Source organism: Nonomuraea angiospora (assembly GCF_014873145.1).
GTDB lineage: Bacteria > Actinomycetota > Actinomycetes > Streptosporangiales > Streptosporangiaceae > Nonomuraea > Nonomuraea angiospora.
Window position 1 is genome coordinate 9,791,945 of record NZ_JADBEK010000001.1, and the last position, 17,536, is coordinate 9,809,480.

General features: G+C 69.8%; 15 protein-coding genes. 12 read left to right on the forward strand and 3 right to left on the reverse strand.

From position 1 onward, the window contains the following. Positions 1 to 190: 190 nt before the first annotated feature. The 4 genes from H4W80_RS45205 to H4W80_RS45220 all read left to right on the forward strand — a co-directional run bounded on the left by H4W80_RS45205 (position 191) and on the right by H4W80_RS45220 (position 4,158). Complete coding sequence (locus tag H4W80_RS45205; protein WP_192790690.1) at positions 191 to 2,782, forward strand: nitrate- and nitrite sensing domain-containing protein; 2,592 nt, start codon at positions 191 to 193, stop codon at positions 2,780 to 2,782. After that, on the forward strand, positions 2,779 to 3,198 hold the full coding sequence (locus tag H4W80_RS45210) for a roadblock/LC7 domain-containing protein (RefSeq protein WP_185071497.1): 420 nt from the start codon (positions 2,779 to 2,781) through the stop codon (positions 3,196 to 3,198). Before H4W80_RS45205 ends, H4W80_RS45210 begins: the two co-directional genes overlap by 4 nt. Positions 3,199 to 3,296: 98 nt before the next feature. Continuing rightward, the gene (locus H4W80_RS45215; protein ID WP_264086193.1) at positions 3,297 to 3,611 is read left to right on the forward strand and encodes a DUF742 domain-containing protein; all 315 of its coding nucleotides are present in this window, start codon (positions 3,297 to 3,299) and stop codon (positions 3,609 to 3,611) included. Continuing rightward, positions 3,592 to 4,158: a GTP-binding protein gene (locus H4W80_RS45220; RefSeq protein WP_192790692.1), complete on the forward strand. Its 567-nt coding sequence runs from the start codon at positions 3,592 to 3,594 to the stop codon at positions 4,156 to 4,158. The genes H4W80_RS45215 and H4W80_RS45220 overlap by 20 nt, the downstream gene beginning before the upstream one ends. Before the next feature lie 3 nt (positions 4,159 to 4,161). On the opposite strand, the gene H4W80_RS45225 is transcribed toward H4W80_RS45220, so the two are convergent. Together H4W80_RS45225 and H4W80_RS45230 are read right to left on the reverse strand one after the other, a co-directional pair. After that, a complete protein-coding gene (locus H4W80_RS45225; RefSeq protein WP_192790693.1) occupies positions 4,162 to 5,121 on the reverse strand; it encodes an SIS domain-containing protein in 960 nt (319 codons plus the stop codon). Beyond that, entirely contained in the window at positions 5,118 to 6,146 is a 1,029-nt protein-coding gene (locus H4W80_RS45230; protein WP_192790694.1) for an aminoglycoside phosphotransferase, read from the reverse strand. Before H4W80_RS45230 ends, H4W80_RS45225 begins: the two co-directional genes overlap by 4 nt. A 253-nt stretch (positions 6,147 to 6,399) precedes the next feature. Between H4W80_RS45230 and H4W80_RS45235 the strand changes: the two genes are divergently transcribed. The 4 genes from H4W80_RS45235 to H4W80_RS64010 are packed head-to-tail and all read left to right on the forward strand — an operon-like array spanning position 6,400 to position 10,185. After that, a complete protein-coding gene (locus tag H4W80_RS45235; RefSeq protein ID WP_192790695.1) occupies positions 6,400 to 7,524 on the forward strand; it encodes a polyamine ABC transporter substrate-binding protein in 1,125 nt (374 codons plus the stop codon). Positions 7,525 to 7,528: 4 nt separating this feature from the next. Then, positions 7,529 to 8,377 (forward strand): ABC transporter permease, encoded by an 849-nt coding sequence (locus H4W80_RS45240; RefSeq protein ID WP_318787354.1) that lies wholly within the window; start codon positions 7,529 to 7,531, stop codon positions 8,375 to 8,377. Continuing rightward, on the forward strand, positions 8,370 to 9,149 hold the full coding sequence (locus tag H4W80_RS45245) for an ABC transporter permease (protein ID WP_192790696.1): 780 nt from the start codon (positions 8,370 to 8,372) through the stop codon (positions 9,147 to 9,149). The genes H4W80_RS45240 and H4W80_RS45245 overlap by 8 nt, the downstream gene beginning before the upstream one ends. Next, entirely contained in the window at positions 9,136 to 10,185 is a 1,050-nt protein-coding gene (locus tag H4W80_RS64010; RefSeq protein WP_192790697.1) for an ABC transporter ATP-binding protein, read from the forward strand. Before H4W80_RS45245 ends, H4W80_RS64010 begins: the two co-directional genes overlap by 14 nt. 2 nt (positions 10,186 to 10,187) lie before the next feature. Here H4W80_RS64010 and H4W80_RS45255 read toward each other — a convergent pair whose 3' ends face one another. Beyond that, a complete protein-coding gene (locus H4W80_RS45255) occupies positions 10,188 to 10,793 on the reverse strand; it encodes a TetR/AcrR family transcriptional regulator (RefSeq protein WP_318787355.1) in 606 nt (201 codons plus the stop codon). A 146-nt stretch (positions 10,794 to 10,939) separates the two neighbouring features. Between H4W80_RS45255 and H4W80_RS45260 the strand changes: the two genes are divergently transcribed. The 4 genes from H4W80_RS45260 to H4W80_RS45275 all read left to right on the forward strand — a co-directional run bounded on the left by H4W80_RS45260 (position 10,940) and on the right by H4W80_RS45275 (position 17,525). After that, the gene (locus tag H4W80_RS45260) at positions 10,940 to 12,193 is read left to right on the forward strand and encodes a glycosyltransferase (RefSeq protein ID WP_225964009.1); all 1,254 of its coding nucleotides are present in this window, start codon (positions 10,940 to 10,942) and stop codon (positions 12,191 to 12,193) included. Positions 12,194 to 12,207: 14 nt separating this feature from the next. Next, on the forward strand, positions 12,208 to 13,605 hold the full coding sequence (locus H4W80_RS45265; RefSeq protein ID WP_192790699.1) for an aminobutyraldehyde dehydrogenase: 1,398 nt from the start codon (positions 12,208 to 12,210) through the stop codon (positions 13,603 to 13,605). A gap of 252 nt (positions 13,606 to 13,857) precedes the next feature. Then, positions 13,858 to 17,106 carry a sensor histidine kinase gene (locus H4W80_RS45270; protein WP_192790700.1) on the forward strand — a complete coding sequence of 1,083 codons (3,249 nt, stop codon included), beginning with the start codon at positions 13,858 to 13,860 and terminating at the stop codon, positions 17,104 to 17,106. Next, on the forward strand, positions 17,103 to 17,525 hold the full coding sequence (locus tag H4W80_RS45275; protein WP_090935862.1) for a roadblock/LC7 domain-containing protein: 423 nt from the start codon (positions 17,103 to 17,105) through the stop codon (positions 17,523 to 17,525). The genes H4W80_RS45270 and H4W80_RS45275 overlap by 4 nt, the downstream gene beginning before the upstream one ends. The last annotated feature ends 11 nt before the right edge of the window (positions 17,526 to 17,536 follow it).

A 17,536-nucleotide genomic window follows, 5' to 3' on the forward strand; every position in this document is an offset into this window, starting at 1 on the left:
ATTTCCCGCTTTACGATCACGAATCATGGAGCTCCAGGTTTTGGCACTTGAGTCACACGAGTCGCTTTTTGTAGCGTTATGTTCGGGTGGGCCACACTGCTGTGGGATGTGTTCTAATTGGCCGGCACTTAGCTGATTTCCCACGGGACACAGCCCCCTCAAATACGCCGATTCGGGCGAGGTGCGTTCGGTGACTACAGCGTTGGGTGAGAGGCAGGCCAGTAACGGCAACTGGCGGCTGAGCAATTGGCGTGTCCGCGCGCGCCTTGTTGCCCTCATCCTGATCCCGACGGCCGCCGCCGTCCTGCTCGGCGGCATCCAGGTGCTCGCCAGGACGTCCGCCGCCGGTGACTACGCGCGTACCAACCAGTTCGCCCGGCTCTCCGCCGAGCTGGGCGCGCTCACCCACCAGGTCGCGGCCGAGCGCGCCACGACCGCCTGGTACATCGCGCGCAACCGGCCGGCGGGCATGCTCTCCACGGTGCAGGCCCAGATGGACCAGGCCGACCTGGCCGTCAGGCAGGTACGCGGCACCGCCGGGCAACTGCTGACCGAGGTCAGCGGCCGCAGCGCCGACCAGCTCGAGAACCTGCTCAGCCGCCTGGACGACCTGACCGGCCTGCGCAAGCAGGCGCTGGAGGCCAACCTGCTGCCGGGGCCCGCCGTCGAGCTCTACACGACCGTGATCGGTGACCTGCTCTCCGTCCACAACGAGCTGATCAAGGACAGCGTGGACGACGAGCTGTTCCGCCAGACCCGCATGCTGAACGCCCTGGCCAGGGCCAAGGAGAGCGTCTCCTACCAGCAGGCGCTGGTCACCGCCGTGCTCGTCGAGGGCGCGTTCGACCAGGAGCAGCTCAAGCGCTTCCTCGGCGAGCAGTCCAAGGAGCTGAACGAGCGCAAGGCGTACTCGACCGAGGCCACCGCCGACGAGCGCCGCTTCTTCGACGAGACCGTCAACGGCAGGTCCGCCGACCGCATGCTGTTCCTGCGCGAGCTGGTGCTGATCAGGAGCACGAAGGGGCTGCCGCTGCGCGGCCTCGACCTGAGCAGGCGCGACGACGCCAAGGAGTGGTTCGACGCGGCCAACGTGGTCGTCGACTCCATGCGCGAGGTGGAGGAGCGCCAGGCCCAGGGCATCGTGGCACGCAGCGAGGCGCTCAGCGCGGACGAGCGGCAGCAGGCGTTCGTGACCGCGGGCGCCGTGCTCGCCCTGCTCGTGGCGGTCCTGCTGATCACCACCGGGGTGGCCAGGTCGCTGGTGCGCCCGCTGCGCCGCCTGCGGGGCGAGGCGCTGGAGATCGCGGGCAGGCGGCTGCCGGACTTCGTCCAGCACCTGCGCGAGTCCCGCGACGGCGCCGTCCAGGCCGAGGTCCCGCCCATCGGGATCTTCTCCAGGGACGAGGTCGGCGAGGTCGCCCGCGCGTTCGACGAGGTGCACCGCGAGGCCGTACGGCTGGCGGGCGACGAGGCCAAGCTGCGGGCGAACGTCAACGCCATGTTCGTCAACCTGTCCAGGCGCAGCCAGACGCTGGTCGAGCGGCAGCTCACGCTGATCGAGCGGCTGGAGCGCGGTGAGCGCGACGACACCCGGCTCGGCGACCTGTTCAAGCTCGACCACCTGGCCACCCGCATGCGCCGCAACAGCGAGAACCTGCTGGTCCTGGCCGGCCAGGAGGCGGCGCGCAAGTGGAGCGAGCCGGTCGAGCTGATGGACATCGTGCGGGCCGCGCTCGGCGAGGTCGAGAGCTACGACCGGGTCAGCACCCAGGTCCAGTCGGACGTCGCCATCGCCGGCCAGGCCGTCACCGACGTGGTGCACCTGCTGGCCGAGCTGGTCGAGAACGCGGTCTCGTTCTCCTCGCGGGACACCAAGGTCATCATCTCCAGCAGCCGCATCGACACCGGCTCGCTGATGTTGTCGGTCACCGACCACGGGATCGGCATGAGCGCCGAGGAGCTGGCCGAGGCCAACTGGCGGCTGGCGAACCCGCCCGTCGTGGACGTGTCGGTGTCGCGGCGCATGGGCCTGTTCGTGGTCGGCCGGCTGGCGCTGCGGCACAGCATCCGCGTCCAGCTGCGCATGCAGGACATCGGCGGGCTGACCGCCATGGTGCTGATCCCGCCCGCGCTGCTCACGGCGGTGTCGGGCGCGGTGCCGGGCGCGGTGCCCGTGCCGGCGCGCATCCCGGTGCCCAGGCAGGCTCACCCGCCGACGCCGGCCGCGCCCTTCCCGGGGCATCCGTCCTTCGGGACCCTGCCGCCCGCCGACCCTTTCCCCGGCCCCCTGCCTGGGCATCCGTCGCTGGACGTCGTGCCCGCGGCGCCCGGGCCGTCGTCCTGGTTCAGCTCGTCGCAGACGCACTCGGTCGAGCAGTTGCCGCCGGACCTGGGCGGTCCCGCGGACGCCTACCCGTCGTTCGCCACCCCGCCGGCGTCCTCCAAGGACGAGGAGTTCCTGCCCATCTACTCCGCCGTCGAGGGGAGCGGCTGGTTCACCAAGACCACGCCGACGGCCGACCACCGCGACCCGGGCTGGTCCTCACCCGCCGATCAGGGCTGGCAGGCGGCCGGCGCCGCCGCCGAACCCGCGCAGAACGGCATGACCACCTCCGGCCTGCCGAAGCGGACACCGAAGGCGAATCTGGTGCCGGGCACCGCGAGTCCGAAACCCCCGCCCACCCCGGCTCCTCCGGTGTCGCCCGATCGGCTGCGCAACAGGCTGGCCAGCTACCAGCAGGGCGTGCGCAAGGGCCGCGCCGAGCTCGAGGAGGACTCATGAAGGAGCTCAGCCAGGCGGCCAGGGACATGAACTGGCTGGTCAGCAGCTTCGTCGACGAGGTCCCCGGCGTGGCGCACGCGGTGGTCGTGTCCGCCGACGGGCTGCCGATGGCCTACTCCAGGGGCTTCCCCAAAGACCGCGCCGACCAGCTGGCCGCGATCGCGGCCGGGCTCGTCAGCCTCACGCAGGGATCGGCGCGCGTGTTCGAGGGCGGAGGGGTCACCCAGACGCTCGTCGAGATGGACCGCGGCCTGCTGCTGGTCATGTCGATCAGCGACGGATCCTGCCTGGCGGTGCTGGCCGCGCCCGACTGCGACATGGGCCTGGTGGCCTATCAGATGACGATCCTGGTCGAGCGCGCCGGGCAGGTGCTCACACCTGCCGTGCGGGCGGAACTGTCGGCGGCGCGTCCGTGATGGATACCGCTGGGGCCGGACAGACAGGGTGATGGGAGCAGACGTTGGCATCGTGGCACAACGATGAGCCGGAGCAGGAGCGCAGTTCGCTCGTCCGGATGTACGCCGTCACCGGTGGCAGGACGACTCCTCGTACGGAGCTCGCCATGGAGGCCCTGGTATCGTCGGCCACCTCGGCACGCCTCGGCATGACGTACACCCGTGAATACCGCGCGATCAGCGAGCTGTGCCGGCAGGTGCGCTCCGTGGCGGAGATCTCCGCGCTGCTGAGCGTTCCTCTCGGGGTGGCGAGGGTGCTGGTGGCCGACATGGAGGCGGACGGGCTGGTCAGGGTGTACCAGCCCCAGCTGGACGCGGGGCTCCCCGACAGGAGCCTGCTCGAAAGGGTGTTGAGTGGACTTCGCAGGCTCTAGCCGGCTCACCTCCACGAAGATCGTCGTGGCGGGCGGGTTCGGTGTGGGGAAGACCACGTTCGTGGGCTCCGTGTCCGAGATCATGCCGCTGACCACGGAGGCGGTGATGACGGACGCGTCCGAGGGCATCGACGACCTCGGGCTCACGCCGGGCAAGACCACCACCACCGTGGCCATGGACTTCGGGCGGCTCTCGCTGGACCAGGACCTGATCCTCTACCTGTTCGGCACGCCGGGGCAGCACCGGTTCTGGTTCATGTGGGACGACCTCGTACGCGGCGCCATCGGGGCCGTGGTGCTGGTGGACTCGCGGCGGCTGGCCGACAGCTTCCCGGCCATCGACTACTTCGAGGAGTCCGGCATCCCGTTCGTCATCGGGCTGAACGGCTGGGACGGGGTGTTCCCGCACAGCGAGAGCGAGGTGCGGGAGGCGCTCACCCTCTCCCCGCACATACCGGTCATCCGCACCGACGCGCGGGCGCGGCCGGCGGTCAAGAACACCCTCATCTCGCTCGTCGAGCACGCGCTCGCCGCGCGGGTCCACTGACCCCTACCGGGCCGACCACCAATGCCCGGCGACCAGCTCGGCCACCAGCGTCTCGGTGAGCAGGGCGACGTCGGGGTCGTCGTCGTGCGCGTACCTGACCGCGGCCCTGGCGTCCTTCACCTCGCCCCCCACCGTGACCACCGTGGAGCCGCGCTCGCGCACCCAGTCCATGGCCTGCTCGGTGTAGCGGGAGCCGGGGTAGAGCAGCGCGCGGTAGTCGAGGGTCTTGGTGAGGTAGACGTCCACGTGTGACCAGTCGCCCGTCTCGCACGCGTCGGCGGGGCGGCGCGGGCCCTCGCGGAACATCAGCGCCGACTGCTCGGCCGACGACAGCCGCTCGGCGGGGGCGACGGTGTAGACGCCGCGGTCGCCGTCCAGCAGCTCCATGGTCATGGGGAGCCACTCGTCCCTCCTGTCCAGGAGGTCCGTCGTGGCCTCGGCGGCCCGCTCCAGCAGCTTCGGCAGGTCGCGGCCCGTCCCGGTGAGGTGGGCCTCCAGGGCCAGGAGGAGGGCCAGGGTGTGCTGGAACGTACGGCAGGCGACGCCGCCGCGCTCCTCGCCCGCGCGCATGTCGACCACCAGGTCCGCCCGCTCGGCGAGGGGGGAGCCCTGGATGTTGGTGAGCGCCGCCAGGTAGGACGGCCCGCCCGTGTACCGTTCCACGGCGTCGAGGGTCTCCCTGCTCGAACCGGTGGCCGAGATCGGGACGACCAGGGTGTCCGCGGCGGCCGGATAGGTGGCCTCCGCCGAGGCGTAGTCGGCGTAGGCGTCCACGCCCGCCCGGCGCAGGCGCAGCGCCGCCACGCCCGCGGCGTACCGGGAGCTGCCCATGCCCAGGAAGAGCACCCTGGTCAGGCCCGGGGGGAGCGCCGCGAACGGGTTCTCCTCCCGCAGGGCGGCGGCCAGGCCCCTGAGCGCCGCCGGCTTGGCCTCCAGGTCGGACAGGTAGAGCTCGGAATTCACGTGATGTTCTCCTCTTGGTACCAGGTGCGCAGGACGCCCATGGGGGCGTAGCGCCAGCGGGGCAGGTGGCGGGCGGCGTAGATGAGCTCCCGGCACTCCTGCTCCACCTCGAACGGCCGGACCAGCCTCTCGTCGAGCAGCTCCGGCCGGTCCTTCTCGGCCAGGCGGACCTTGTAGGCCGCCAGCAGCCCGGCGCGCGCCTCGGCGGCCCAGGCCGCCGCCGCGCCGGGGTCGGTGCCCCTCCGCTTGATCGCCACCTGGGCCACGTGCTCGATGCTCGTGGTGAGCTGGGCCACGTCCCTGGCGGCGGGCTGGCACGGGTCGGCGTCGGTGACGGTGGGGTTGCCGTCGAAGTCGATCACCGCGTACCCGTCCCGCCATTTGAGGATCTGACCCACGTGCAGGTCGCCGTGGATCCTGACGCGGGGGCCGGTGATCGGCTCCTGGAGGGCGGCCAGCTCGCGCCGGATCGCCGGGGTCCGCGTGGCCAGCCAGGCGCCGTCCTCGCCGTCCGTGAGCGCGAGCGCCTCCGCGAGCGCGGCCTCCGCCCTGGCCGCCGTACCCGCGGCGTCGGGCTCCCGCGCGGAGGTGGGGAGCGTGGCGAGGGCGAGGTGCAGGTCGGCGGCGAGGCGGCCGAGCACGGGCGCGAAGTCCGTGGCGCCGGCCTCGGCCTCGTCGACGCACCACTCCCAGCCGTCGCGGGCGTCCGGAAGGTAGCCCGTGACCAGGGCCAGGAGCTGCTCGTTCCCGTCCACATCGCGGGTCAGGGCCGCGTAAGGGGGCGCGGTGTCGTTGAACCCCGCCTCAACGAGGTGGGCGAAGACCTCTGGGGCGGGGTGGGGCAGGGGGACCGGTGGGGTGAGCCACTTCACGACGACCTTCTCGTCCACGACCACCGAGTAGTTCGTCTGGTCCACGTGCGCGCCGAAATCCCGCTCACCTGGGGCCCCAGTGTGGAGATCTCCAAGGCTGTACGAGAGGGTGGGCAGCGGGAGGAAGCGCCGCACCGCGAACGGCGGCGGCACCTCACCTTCCAGCAGCGGGAGAAGTGCGGCGCTGACACCCCGGTCTCGGGCCGTGAGGGGCCTCTCACCGAGAGAGAGCAGCCGATCTGCTATTGAATCCCAATTCAACTCGTAGACCAAACTTCCAGGTAGCAATGTCATCAAAAGTCTTGCTCATGTTGATTTCCCCTGCAACACTCCTGCTCTGGTCTGCTGTGTCCGGTAAGGTCGCGCGACCCCTCAAACTGCACAAATTTCAGAAGGAGTAGCGGCCGTGTCCCGTATCCGGTTCACCCGTCGTCTCCCGGCTGCCTTCACGGCGGCCGGCCTCGCGCTCGCCGTCGCGGCGTGCGGCGGTGAGTCGTCGACCAGCTCAGAAGGCCCGGCCGCGGCGGCGGCCGACCAGCTCAAGCCCAACGCGGACCTGTCGCAGCAGTCGCTCCAGATCACGGTCTGGGATGGTTACACGCCCAAGGAGCTGCCGGAGAAGGTCAAGGCGAAGCTCAAGGTCAAGGACATGAAGGTCGCCCTGCACGACACCAACGAGGTCGCGATGACCAAGCTCACCGCCCCCGGTGACAGCGGCATCGACGTGGCGTTCGTGTCGGGCCAGTACGCCCAGGCGCTCAACGCGGCCGGCCTGCTGGAGCCGATCCACCCCGAGCTGATCCCCAACCTGGCCAACCTCTACCCGGAGGCCACCCAGCTCTCCTACGACAAGGGCAACAAGTACTCGGTGCCCTACACCTGGGGCACGACCGGCATCTGCTACCGCAAGGACCTGGTGAAGAAGGTCCCGGACAGTTGGAACGATCTGCTCAAGCCCCCGGCCTGGGCCGACAAGAAGGTCACCATGATGACCACCGAGCGCTGGCTGGCCCTGCCCGCGATCAAGGCGCTCGGCTACTCGGTCAACACCGACAAGGACGACGAGATCGCCAAGGTCAAGGACCTCCTCGCCGCGCAGAAGCCGCACCTGCTCGGCTACGACGACACGACCTTCGGTGACAAGCTGACGTCCGGCGAGGCCGTCATGGTCGAGGCGTGGGACGGCTGGTGCCCGACCACCGACCCGAAGGGCAACATCGGGTTCGCGAACCCGAAGGAGGGCAGCGACCTCTGGGTGGACACCATGGTGATCATGAAGTCCTCCAAGAACAAGGAAGCCGCGCACGCCCTGATCAACTACATCCTCGACCCCGAGATCCACAGCTGGGCCGCCGAGAACATCAACTACAAGGTCCCGAACAAGGCCGCCATGGAGCGGGTCTCGATCCCCAAGGGCTCGCTGCTCGACATCAAGCCCGCCGAGCTGCTCAACGGCGAGTCGATCATCGACCTGGGCCAGGCGTCGACCAAGTACACGCGCCTGTCGACCGAAATCACGGCACAGCAGTAAAACGGTGAAGTCTGAGGTCAAGGCCCGGCCGGCGTCCAGGGGACGCCGGCTGGGCGCGTTCGTTTTCCTGTCACCCGGCGTCACCTATCTGATCGTGCTGATGCTGGTGCCGCTCGCACTGGTGCTCAGCAACACGGTGTTCCAGCGCGGCCGCTTCGGCGGCGTCGTCTACGAGTTCACCACCGAGAACTTCGAGCGCCTGATCGATCCGCTCTACCTCGGCGTGGTGGGCGTCTCGCTGAAGCTCGCGACCCTGACGACGCTGATCGCGTTGCTGATCGGCTATCCGACGGCCTATCTGATCGCCCAGCTCCCGCCGAAGTGGAAGACGGTGGCGCTGGTCGCCATCGTGCTGCCGTTCTGGACGAACTTCATCATCCGCGTGTACGCCTGGATCATCCTGCTGAGCGGCCCCGGCGTGATCAACTCGCTGCTGGGCACGGACCTGGAGCTGCTCTACAAGCAGGGCACGATCGTCACCGGGCTGCTCTACTCGTACCTGCCGCTGATGGTGCTGCCGCTCTACTCCGCCATCGAGCGGCTCGACCCGCAGCTGCGGGAGGCCTCGGCCAACCTGGGGGCCTCGGCGTTCACCACCTTCAGGAAGGTCACGCTGCCGCTGACGGTCCCGGGCGTGATGACCGGGTGCCTGTTCGTGTTCGTGCCGAGCTTCGGCAACTTCGTCATCCCCGAGATCCTCGGCGGCAGCAAGTCGATCATGGTGGGCAACCTGATCCGCGACCAGTTCCTGAAGGCCCGCGACTGGCCGTTCGGCTCCGCGCTCGCGCTGGCGCTCATCGCGGTGCTGATCGTGCTGCTCCTCGTGCAGGCCAGGGTGACGCGCCGTGCGTAGGTCCAAGCTCCTGTACGTCCCGTTCTGGGCCACGTACGTCTTCCTCTACCTGCCGATCGTCGTGCTCGTCGTCATGTCGTTCAACTCCGGCAAGTCGGCGTACACGTACGAGGGCTTCAGCCTCAAGTGGTACGGCGAGCTGGTCAACGACGAGCGGGTCAGGGACGGCCTGGTCAACACGCTGATCGTGGCCACCGGCTCCACGGTGATCGCCACCGTGCTCGGCACGCTGCTGGCCGTCGGGCTGGCCCGGCACACCAGGTCCAAGACGCTGGACGCCATCGCGCTCATGCCGGCGGTGCTGCCCGACCTGGTGGTCGCGATCGGCCTGCTGCTGTTCTACGGCCTGATCCAGCTCACGCTCGGCCTCTACTCGGTGATCCTCGCCCACGGCCTGTTCTCGATGGCTTTCGTGGCCGCGGTGGTGCGCACCAGGCTGACCAACTCCGACACCTCGCTGGAGGAGGCCTCGCGGGATCTGGGCGCGGGGCCGGTCACGACGTTCATGAAGATCACGCTTCCGCAGCTGACGCCGGGCATCGTCGCCGGCGCGCTGCTGGCGTTCACGCTGTCGCTGGACGAGTTCGTGATCGCGTTCTTCACGATCGGCAACAGCGACCAGACGCTGCCGATCGTGATCTATTCGATGATCCGTTTCGGGGTCACCCCGAAGATCAACGCGCTGGCCGCGATCCTGCTCCTCGTGAGCTTCACGGCGGTGATCGCCGGGCAGCGCATGACGAAGATCGGGGAGAGACGTGCTCAGGATTGACGGGATCACCCGCAGGTTCGGGGAGGTCACGGCGCTCGACGAGGTGTCGCTGGAGATCGGCCAGGGCGAGTTCTTCGCCCTGCTCGGCCCTTCGGGCTGCGGCAAGACCACGCTGCTGCGCATCATCGCCGGGTTCGAGACGCCCGACCGGGGCACGGTGACGCTGGACGGCGAGGACCTGCTGTCCAAGCAGCCGAACCGGCGGCCGATCAGCCTCATGTTCCAGTCGTACGCGCTGTTCCCCCACATGACCGTGGCCAAGAACGTGGCCTACGGCCTGGAGCGCGAGCGGCTGCCCCGCCAGGAGGTGAAGGAGCGCGTCGGCGAGGTGCTGGAGACCGTCGGGCTGTCGGCGCACGCGGGCCGCAAGCCCGCCCAGCTCTCCGGCGGCCAGCGGCAGCGGGTCGCGCTGGCGCGTTCCATCGTCAAGCGGCCGCGCCTGCTGCTGCTCGACGAGCCGCTGTCGGCCCTGGACAAGAAGGTCCGCGCCGACATGCAGCTGGAGCTCAAGCGGCTGCAGAACGAGGTCGGCATCACGTTCGTGGTGGTCACGCACGACCAGGAGGAGGCCATGTCGCTGGCCGACCGCATCGCGGTCTTCGACAGCGGCAAGGTGCGGCAGGTGGACGAGCCGATCGCGCTCTACGAGCGGCCCCGCACGCCGTTCGTGGCCGACTTCGTCGGCGCCAACAACCTCTTCCACGGTACGGCCAGCGGCCTCGACGGCATCAAGACCGACGACTTCGGCATGCTGGCCGGCACCCCGCTCGAAGAGATCGAGACGGGCGCCAAGGCGCTGCTGGCGGTCCGGCCGGAGAAGGTCGAGCTGGCCGGCGAGAGCGCCACCCGCGGCCTCAAGGGCGGCGTCCTGGACGTCAGCTTCTACGGAGGCGTGTCGCACATCTCCGTGGAGGTGCCGGGCCACGCCAAGCCGGTGCTGGTCGCCGTGCAGGGCGCGAGTTCGGTGAAGGTGGGCGCGAAGGTCAAGGTGCGCTGGAAGGCCGAGGACGCGGTCATCATGGCGGTCGACCGGTGAGCTCAGCGGGCCAGGTCGTTGCCCGTGGCAGCGCGGGCGTACGAGAGGATCAGCTCGGCCGCCTCGGCCGGGCCGATCACCGGGTGCCTGGCCGTGATGCGGTAGCCGTACGCGTCCTCCAGCGCCACCAGGTTGCGGGCGATCGTCAGCGAGTCGGCGCTCAGCCTGAACACCCCCAGCGCGGCGCCGGTGTCGAGGACCGCCTGGTACATCGAGACCTGGCGGTCGTAGAGGGAGGTGAGCAGCACGCCGTAGACCCGGTTGCGGCCCGCGGCCCCGCCCAGCTCGTTGAGCAGGCGGACATCGGGGTCGAGCGGCCCGGTCGGCAGCCCGGACTTGATCGTGAGCACCAGCTTCTCGACCGGATCGGTGAGGGTGGCGAGCTGCCGCACGCGCTGCTCGTAGAAGCGTTCCATGCCCGCGTGCTGCGCCTCGACCAGCAGCTCGCTGAGGTCGGGGTAGTGGTAGAGCACCGCGCCGGAGGTCAGGCCGGCCTCCTCGGCGACGTGCGAGAGCTGCACGCCGTCGATGCCGTGACGGATGATGGCCCTGCGCGCGGCGTCGATCAAGTCGATGCGCCGGTCACTACGGCTCTTACGCTGAGCCACCCCCACCGCCTTCACTCGTTTGGCTGCTGTTCAGTTAGCCGTGACCATAGTGCCTGTTACTTGACCTTCACGCTAGATGAGTTCTTGAATTCCTCTTCAAATTGATGAGTTTCCCCGGAGTCTCGATGTCTCTCACCATCCTGTTCATGCCTGAAAGCGCCTACGGGCCGACCAACAACTCGATCGGCATCGGCGACATCCTCCGCCGCCGCGGCCACCGCGTCGTCTTCGCCGCCGAGGCGTCGTGGAAGGGCAAGCTCGAAGCCCTCGGCTTCGAGGAGGACCTCGTCGACCTCGCCCCGCCGCCCGAGGACACCGAGGAGGAGCAGGACCCGGGGCAGTTCTGGAAGGACTTCATCCGCGAGACCGCCCCCGAGTACCGCAAGAGCACCCTGGAGCAGCTCGACACCGTCACCAAGCCGATCTGGGAGTCGCTGATCGACGGCGTGAAGTACTGCGAGCCGCAGCTCAAGGCCATCATCGAGCGGGTGAACCCCGACGTGATCGTCGAGGACAACGTGATCACGTTCCCGGCGCTGCTCACCACCGGCAAGAAGTTCGTCCGCATCGTCTCCTGCAACCCGCTGGAGGTGCGCGGCGAGAACATCGCGCCGGTCTTCTCCGGCCTGCCGGCCGACGACCGCTCGGAGTGGGAGGCCTTCCGCGCCGAGTACGACCGCACCCACCGCGAGCTGTGGAGCGCCTTCAACGAGTGGTGCGTCGAGCAGGGCACCGAGCCGCTGCCCGACCTCGACTTCATCCACGAGGGCGACCTGAACCTCTACGTCTACCCCGAGATCCTCGACTACGCCGACGCCCGCCCGCTCGGCGACTCCTGGCACCGCCTCGACTCCTCGGTGCGGGAGACCGATGAGGCGTTCACGCTGCCCTTCGAGCGTAACGAGGGCTCGCTGGTCTACTTCTCGCTCGGCTCGCTGGGATCCTCCGACGTGGAGCTGATGCAGCGCGTCATCGACGTGCTGGCCACCACGCCGCACCAGTACATCGTCTCCAAGGGCCCGCTGCACGAGGAGATCAAGCTCGCCGACAACATGTGGGGCGCGGAGTTCCTCCCGCAGACCAAGATCATCCCGCTGTGCGACCTGGTCATCACGCACGGCGGCAACAACACGACCACGGAGGCGCTGCACTTCGGCAAGCCGATGATCCTGCTGCCGCTCTTCTGGGACCAGTACGACAATGCCCAGCGGGTCGACGAGCTGGGCTATGGTGTCAGGCTCTCCACCTACACCTTCACCGACGAGGAACTGAAGGGGGCGGTCGAGCGGCTGCTCGGGGACACCGAGCTGCGCGCCCGGCTCGCCGCCGCGGGCGAGGAGATCAGGGGTCGCGACGGCCTGCGCAAGGCCGCCGACCTGATCGAGCAGCTCGGCCAGTGAGGACATGATTTTCCATGCGTGAACTGATCAACCCCGCCACCGGGCTGCCGTGCGCCGAGATTCCCGACACGCCGGTGGAGGGCGTCGCGGCGGCCGTCGACCGGGCCCGCGCGGCCTTCGAGGAGTGGTCGCAGACCACCCCGGCCGACCGGGCGCGGCTGCTGCTGCGGGTGGCCGACCTGGTGGAGGCCGACGCCGAGGAGCTGGCCAGGCTCGAGGTGGAGGAGACGGGCAAGCCCGCGGCGGTGTTCAGGGACGGCGAGCTGCCGTTCGCCGCCGACAACCTGCGCTTCTTCGCCGGGGCCGCCCGTTCCCTCGAGGGCTCGGGCGCCGGTGTCTTCAGCCCCGGCTACACCTCGGTCCTGCTGCGCCGTCCCGTCGGGGTGGTGGGGTCGATCGCGCCGTGGAACTTCCCGTTCGTCATGGCCGTCTGGAAGGTCGGGCCGGCGGTGGCCGCGGGCAACGCCGTGGTGATCAAGCCGGCCCCCCAGACGCCGCGTACGACGTTGCGGCTGGCCGAGCTGTTCGCCAAGGCGGGCGCGCCCGACGGGCTCGTCCAGGCGGTCACCGGGGACGCGGAGACCGGCCAGGCGCTGGTCACCCACCCGGGCGTGGACATGGTCAGCGTCACCGGCTCCACGGAGACGGGCCGGGCGGTCATGACCGGGGCCGCGGCCACGCTCAAGCGGGTGCACCTCGAGCTCGGCGGCAAGGCGCCCGCGCTGGTCTTCGGGGACGCCGACCTCGCGGAGATGGCCCGCGGGGTGGCGATGGGGGCGACGTACAACACCGGGCAGGACTGCACGGCCGCCACCCGCGTCTACGTCGCCCGAGAGGTGTACGCGGACGCGATCGAGGCACTTCGGGCAACTCTTGCCGAAATAACCGTCGGTGACCCCTGGGACCCGGCCACGGACATCGGCCCGCTGATCTCGGCCGCGCACCGGGACCGGGTTCACGGGTTCGTCTCCGGGGCCGGCGGGCGCGTGCTCCACGGCGGCGCCCCGATCGAGGGCCCCGGATTCTTCTACCCGCCCACGCTCGTGACCGACGTCGCCCAGGACAGCGAGATCGTCCAAGGTGAACTTTTCGGACCCGTGCTCGTGGCGCTACCGTTCGACGGCGAGGACGAGGCGGTCAGACTGGCCAACGACACGCGGTACGGTCTGGCCTCGTCGGTGTGGTCGCGTGACGTCTCCAGGGCCATGCGCGTGTCACACCGGCTCGATGTGGGCGTGACCTGGGTGAACGACCACCTGCCCATCGCCAGCGAGGCGCCCCACGGCGGGGTGAAGGGCAGCGGGTTCGGCAAGGACATGAGCCAGGAGGCGGTGCAGGAGTATTCGGTGACGCGGCACCTGATGGTGAAGCACGCGGCGCCGGTCGAGCGGGATTCGTTCCGGCCCGCCTGAAGACGTGTACGGCGATATGTTGCCCAAAGTGACCCTTTGGGCACGTGTGATGGGATATGTTCGGTTGGCCGATCTGGTACGGGTTGTGTTCCAATTACCCGGCCGGAACGAATCCCATGCGCCACACGCGTGTCTGATTTCTTTCGAGCACGTACCGGCGAGAGGTTGCGAGAGTCAGTGAGGACGAAAGACCCCAGGCACACGAGGTCAGGGGAGTACACAGGCGGACGTTTCCGGCTGGGGAACTGGCGTGTGCGCTCGAGGCTGGTCGCGCTGATCCTCATCCCCACGGTGGTGGGTGTGCTGCTCGCCGGCGTGCAGCTGGCCAACGCCATCGGCACCAGCGCCGAGTACCGCCGGCTCACCCAGGTCGCCGAGCTGGTGCAGCGCATCGGCGCGCTCAACCACGAGCTCGGCAAGGAGCGCACGCTCACCGCGTGGTACGTCGCCGACCGCAGCAGAGGCCAGCGCCTCGTGCAGCTCAAGACGCAGCGGCAGGCGACGGACACCGCCAAGAAGCAGGTGCTGAGCGCGGCCAACGCCATCGACGCCACGCACTCCGCGCGTGTCATCGAGGGCGTCGACAACATGCGCCGGTGGCTCGCCGGTCTCGACAGCCTCCGCGAGTCCATGGTCTCGAACGTGCCGCCGCGCGCCGCCATCAGCACGTACAGCACCATGATCGGCGTCTTCTCCGCGATCGAGGGCGACCTGGGCGCCGGCGTCAACGACGACACCCTCCAGGGTGACGTGGTCGCGCTCGGCTCGCTGCAGCGGGTCAAGGAGGAGATCTCGCGCCAGCAGATCATCCTGATCGTGGCGCTCGTCCAGCGGAAGCTGGACAACGACGACCTGTCGGACTTCCTGGGCTCCTGGAACAAGCAGCAGGCCGAGCTGGCCAACTTCGAGCAGGAGGCCGACTCCAAGGACCTGGACGCGTACCGGAAGGGCGTCAAGGGCCTGCAGATCGACCTCGCCGACGCCATGCGCCAGCGCGCGCTCGCCCAGGTGCGCGAGTACAACGAGATCCGGGACCTCGACATCACCACCCGCCGCGACCTCGGCAACTGGTACGAGTCCACCACCCTGTCCGGCAACGCCATGCGCAAGGTCGAGGACGGCCTGGCCACCAAGATCGTGGCCAGGACCCGGGAGCTGAGCGACACCGAGCAGCGCAACGCGATCGTCTCAGGTGCGATGATCCTGGTCCTGCTGCTCCTCGTCCTGGTCTTCACCACCCGCGTGGCCGGTTCGCTGGTCCGCCCGCTGCGCCGGCTGCGCGCCGAGGCGCTCCAGGTCGCCACGACCCGGCTGCCCGAGACCGTCCGCGTGCTGCGCGAGTCCGGCGAGGGCGCGCAGGTGCCCGAGACGCCCTCCGTCGGCATCAACACCCGCGACGAGATCGGTGAGGTCGCCCAGGCCTTCGACGAGGTCCACCGCGAGGCGATCCGGCTGGCCGGCGACGAGGCCAAGCTGCGGGCCAACGTCAACTCCATGTTCGTCAACCTCTCCCGCCGCAGCCAGACGCTGGTCGAGCGGCAGCTGCAGCTCATCGAGGGCCTGGAGCAGGGCGAGGAGGACGAGCAGCGGCTCGCCAACCTGTTCCGCCTCGACCACCTGGCCACCCGCATGCGCCGCAACAGCGAGAACCTCCTGGTCCTCGCCGGCCAGGAGGCCGCGCGCAAGTGGAGCGAGCCGGTGCCGCTGGTCGACATCGCCCGCGCCTCGCTGTCCGAGGTCGAGAACTACGAGCGGGTCCAGATCCAGATCCCGTCCGGCACGCTGATCGTCGGCCCGGCCGTCACCGACGCCGTCCACCTGCTCGCCGAGCTCATCGAGAACGCGATCTCGTTCTCCCCGCGCGAGAGCAAGGTCCAGGTCACCAGCACCCCCGCCGAGGGCGGCGTGCTCGTGTCGATCAACGACCTGGGCATCGGGATGAACCAGGAGGAGCTCTCCGAGGCCAACTGGCGCCTGGCGAACCCGCCCGTCGTGGACGTGTCGGTGTCGCGGCGCATGGGCCTGTTCGTGGTCGGCCGCCTGGCCCTGCGCCACGGCATCCGCGTGCAGCTCAGCCCCCGGGAGACGGGCGGCCTGAGCGCGCTGGTCTTCCTGCCGGACATGCTCATCAGCAGCGGCCTGGGCGTGCCGCAGCAGGGCGGGCAGTACGAGGCGTTCACGGACTTCGACCCGAGCATGTTCACGGAGCCGTCGCGGAACGGGTCCTCCTCCTACGGCGGGGCGCCCTCCGGCGACGGTCCCGAGCACGTGGTGGACACGCAGTGGCCGGGGTCGCTGCCGGTGCCGGGGAGCGGCAACTGGGCTCCCTTCGGCGGCGACCAGCCGGCGCCGTTCAACGAGCAGCCCGTCGCGTACAACGAGCAGCCCTCCGCGTTCAACGACCGGCCCGCCGGGGACCAGCCGTTCGGGGAGCAGCAGCCGTTCGGCGAGCCGCAGCCCTTCGGGGAGCAGCCTTTCGGGGAGCGGCCCTTCGGGGAGCACCCGCAGAGCTCGCAGAACGGCGACCAGCCGCGCTGGCCGTCCTTCTCCGAGGAGCCCCCTCCGCCCGCGCAGCAGCCGTTCGGTGAGCAGCCGTTCGGCGAGCAGCGCTGGCCGTCGTTCGCCGAGGAGACGCCGCCTCCCGCGCCGCAGCCCTCGTCGTTCGCGGAGAACCGGTGGCCGTCCTTCTCGGAGCAGCCGCCGCCCCTGCAGGAGGACGAGCCGCGCTGGCCGTCCTTCGCCACCGAGCCGCCGAAGCAGCCGCAGGAGGAGCCGCGGTGGTCGTCGTTCGCCGACCCGGTGCCGCGCAGGTCGCTGTTCGAGTCCGAGGACCGTCCGCAGCCGCAGTTCGGGGAGTCGTACCGCTCGCCGTTCGCGGATGACCTCAAGCCCGCCGACCAGTTCCAGCAGAACGGGCACTCCAACTACGACAGGTTCGGGCCCGGCGACTACTCCTCGCAGGACATGACCGGCCCGCTCCCCGTGGTGCGCAACTCGCCCATGGAGGAGCAGGGCGACGAGTTCCTGCCGATCTTCTCGTCGGTCGGATCCGACTGGTTCCGCCGGCCGGAGCCCGAGGTGCTCCAGCCGCACGAGCCTGCTCACTACGAGGAGCAGCCCGAGATCACCGCCGTGCACCCGGCGGTGCCCGCCGACCCGGCCCCGGCCGCTCCCGCGCAGTCCCCGTCGGGGCTGCCGCGGCGCACGCCCGGCGCGTCCGGGGCGGGCGCGACGTGGTCCTCGCCCGCGGACTCCGGCTTCCAGGCCGCGCAGGCCGCCGCGCAGCCCGCGCAGGGCGGCACGACGTCCTCGGGCCTGCCCCGTCGCGTGCCCAAGGCCAACCTGGTGCCCGGTACGGCCAGCCTCGCCGAGCCCCAGGCTTCGTCGCCGGCACCGCAGATCTCACCCGAGCGGCTGCGCAGCCGGCTCTCCAGCTTCCAGCAGGGCGTCCGCCAGGGCCGAGCGTTCACCCGGGGCGAAGAGAATGAGGAGGACAAATGAGAGAAATGAGCCAGGGAGCGCGCGGCATCAGCTGGTTGATCACGGACTTCGTGAACAACGTGCCGGGCGTCGCCCACACGGTCGTGGTGTCGTCCGACGGTTTGCCGCTGGCCTTCTCCGAGGGTTTTCCCAAGGACCGGGCCGACCAGCTGGCCGCGGTGGCGTCCGGCGTGATCAGCCTGACCCAGGGGGCCGCGCGGGTCTTCGAGGGCGGTATGGTGACCCAGACCGTTATCGAGATGCAGCGCGGGCTCTTGATGATCATGTCCATCAGTGATGGGTCCTGTTTGGCGGTCCTGGCCGCTCCCGACTGTGACATGGGCCTGGTGGCTTACCAGATGACCCTGCTGGTCGAGCGGGCGGGCCAGGTGCTGACGCCGGCCGTACGCGCCGAGCTGCAAGCGGCCCGCCCCCGCTAGCGGGGCGGTGA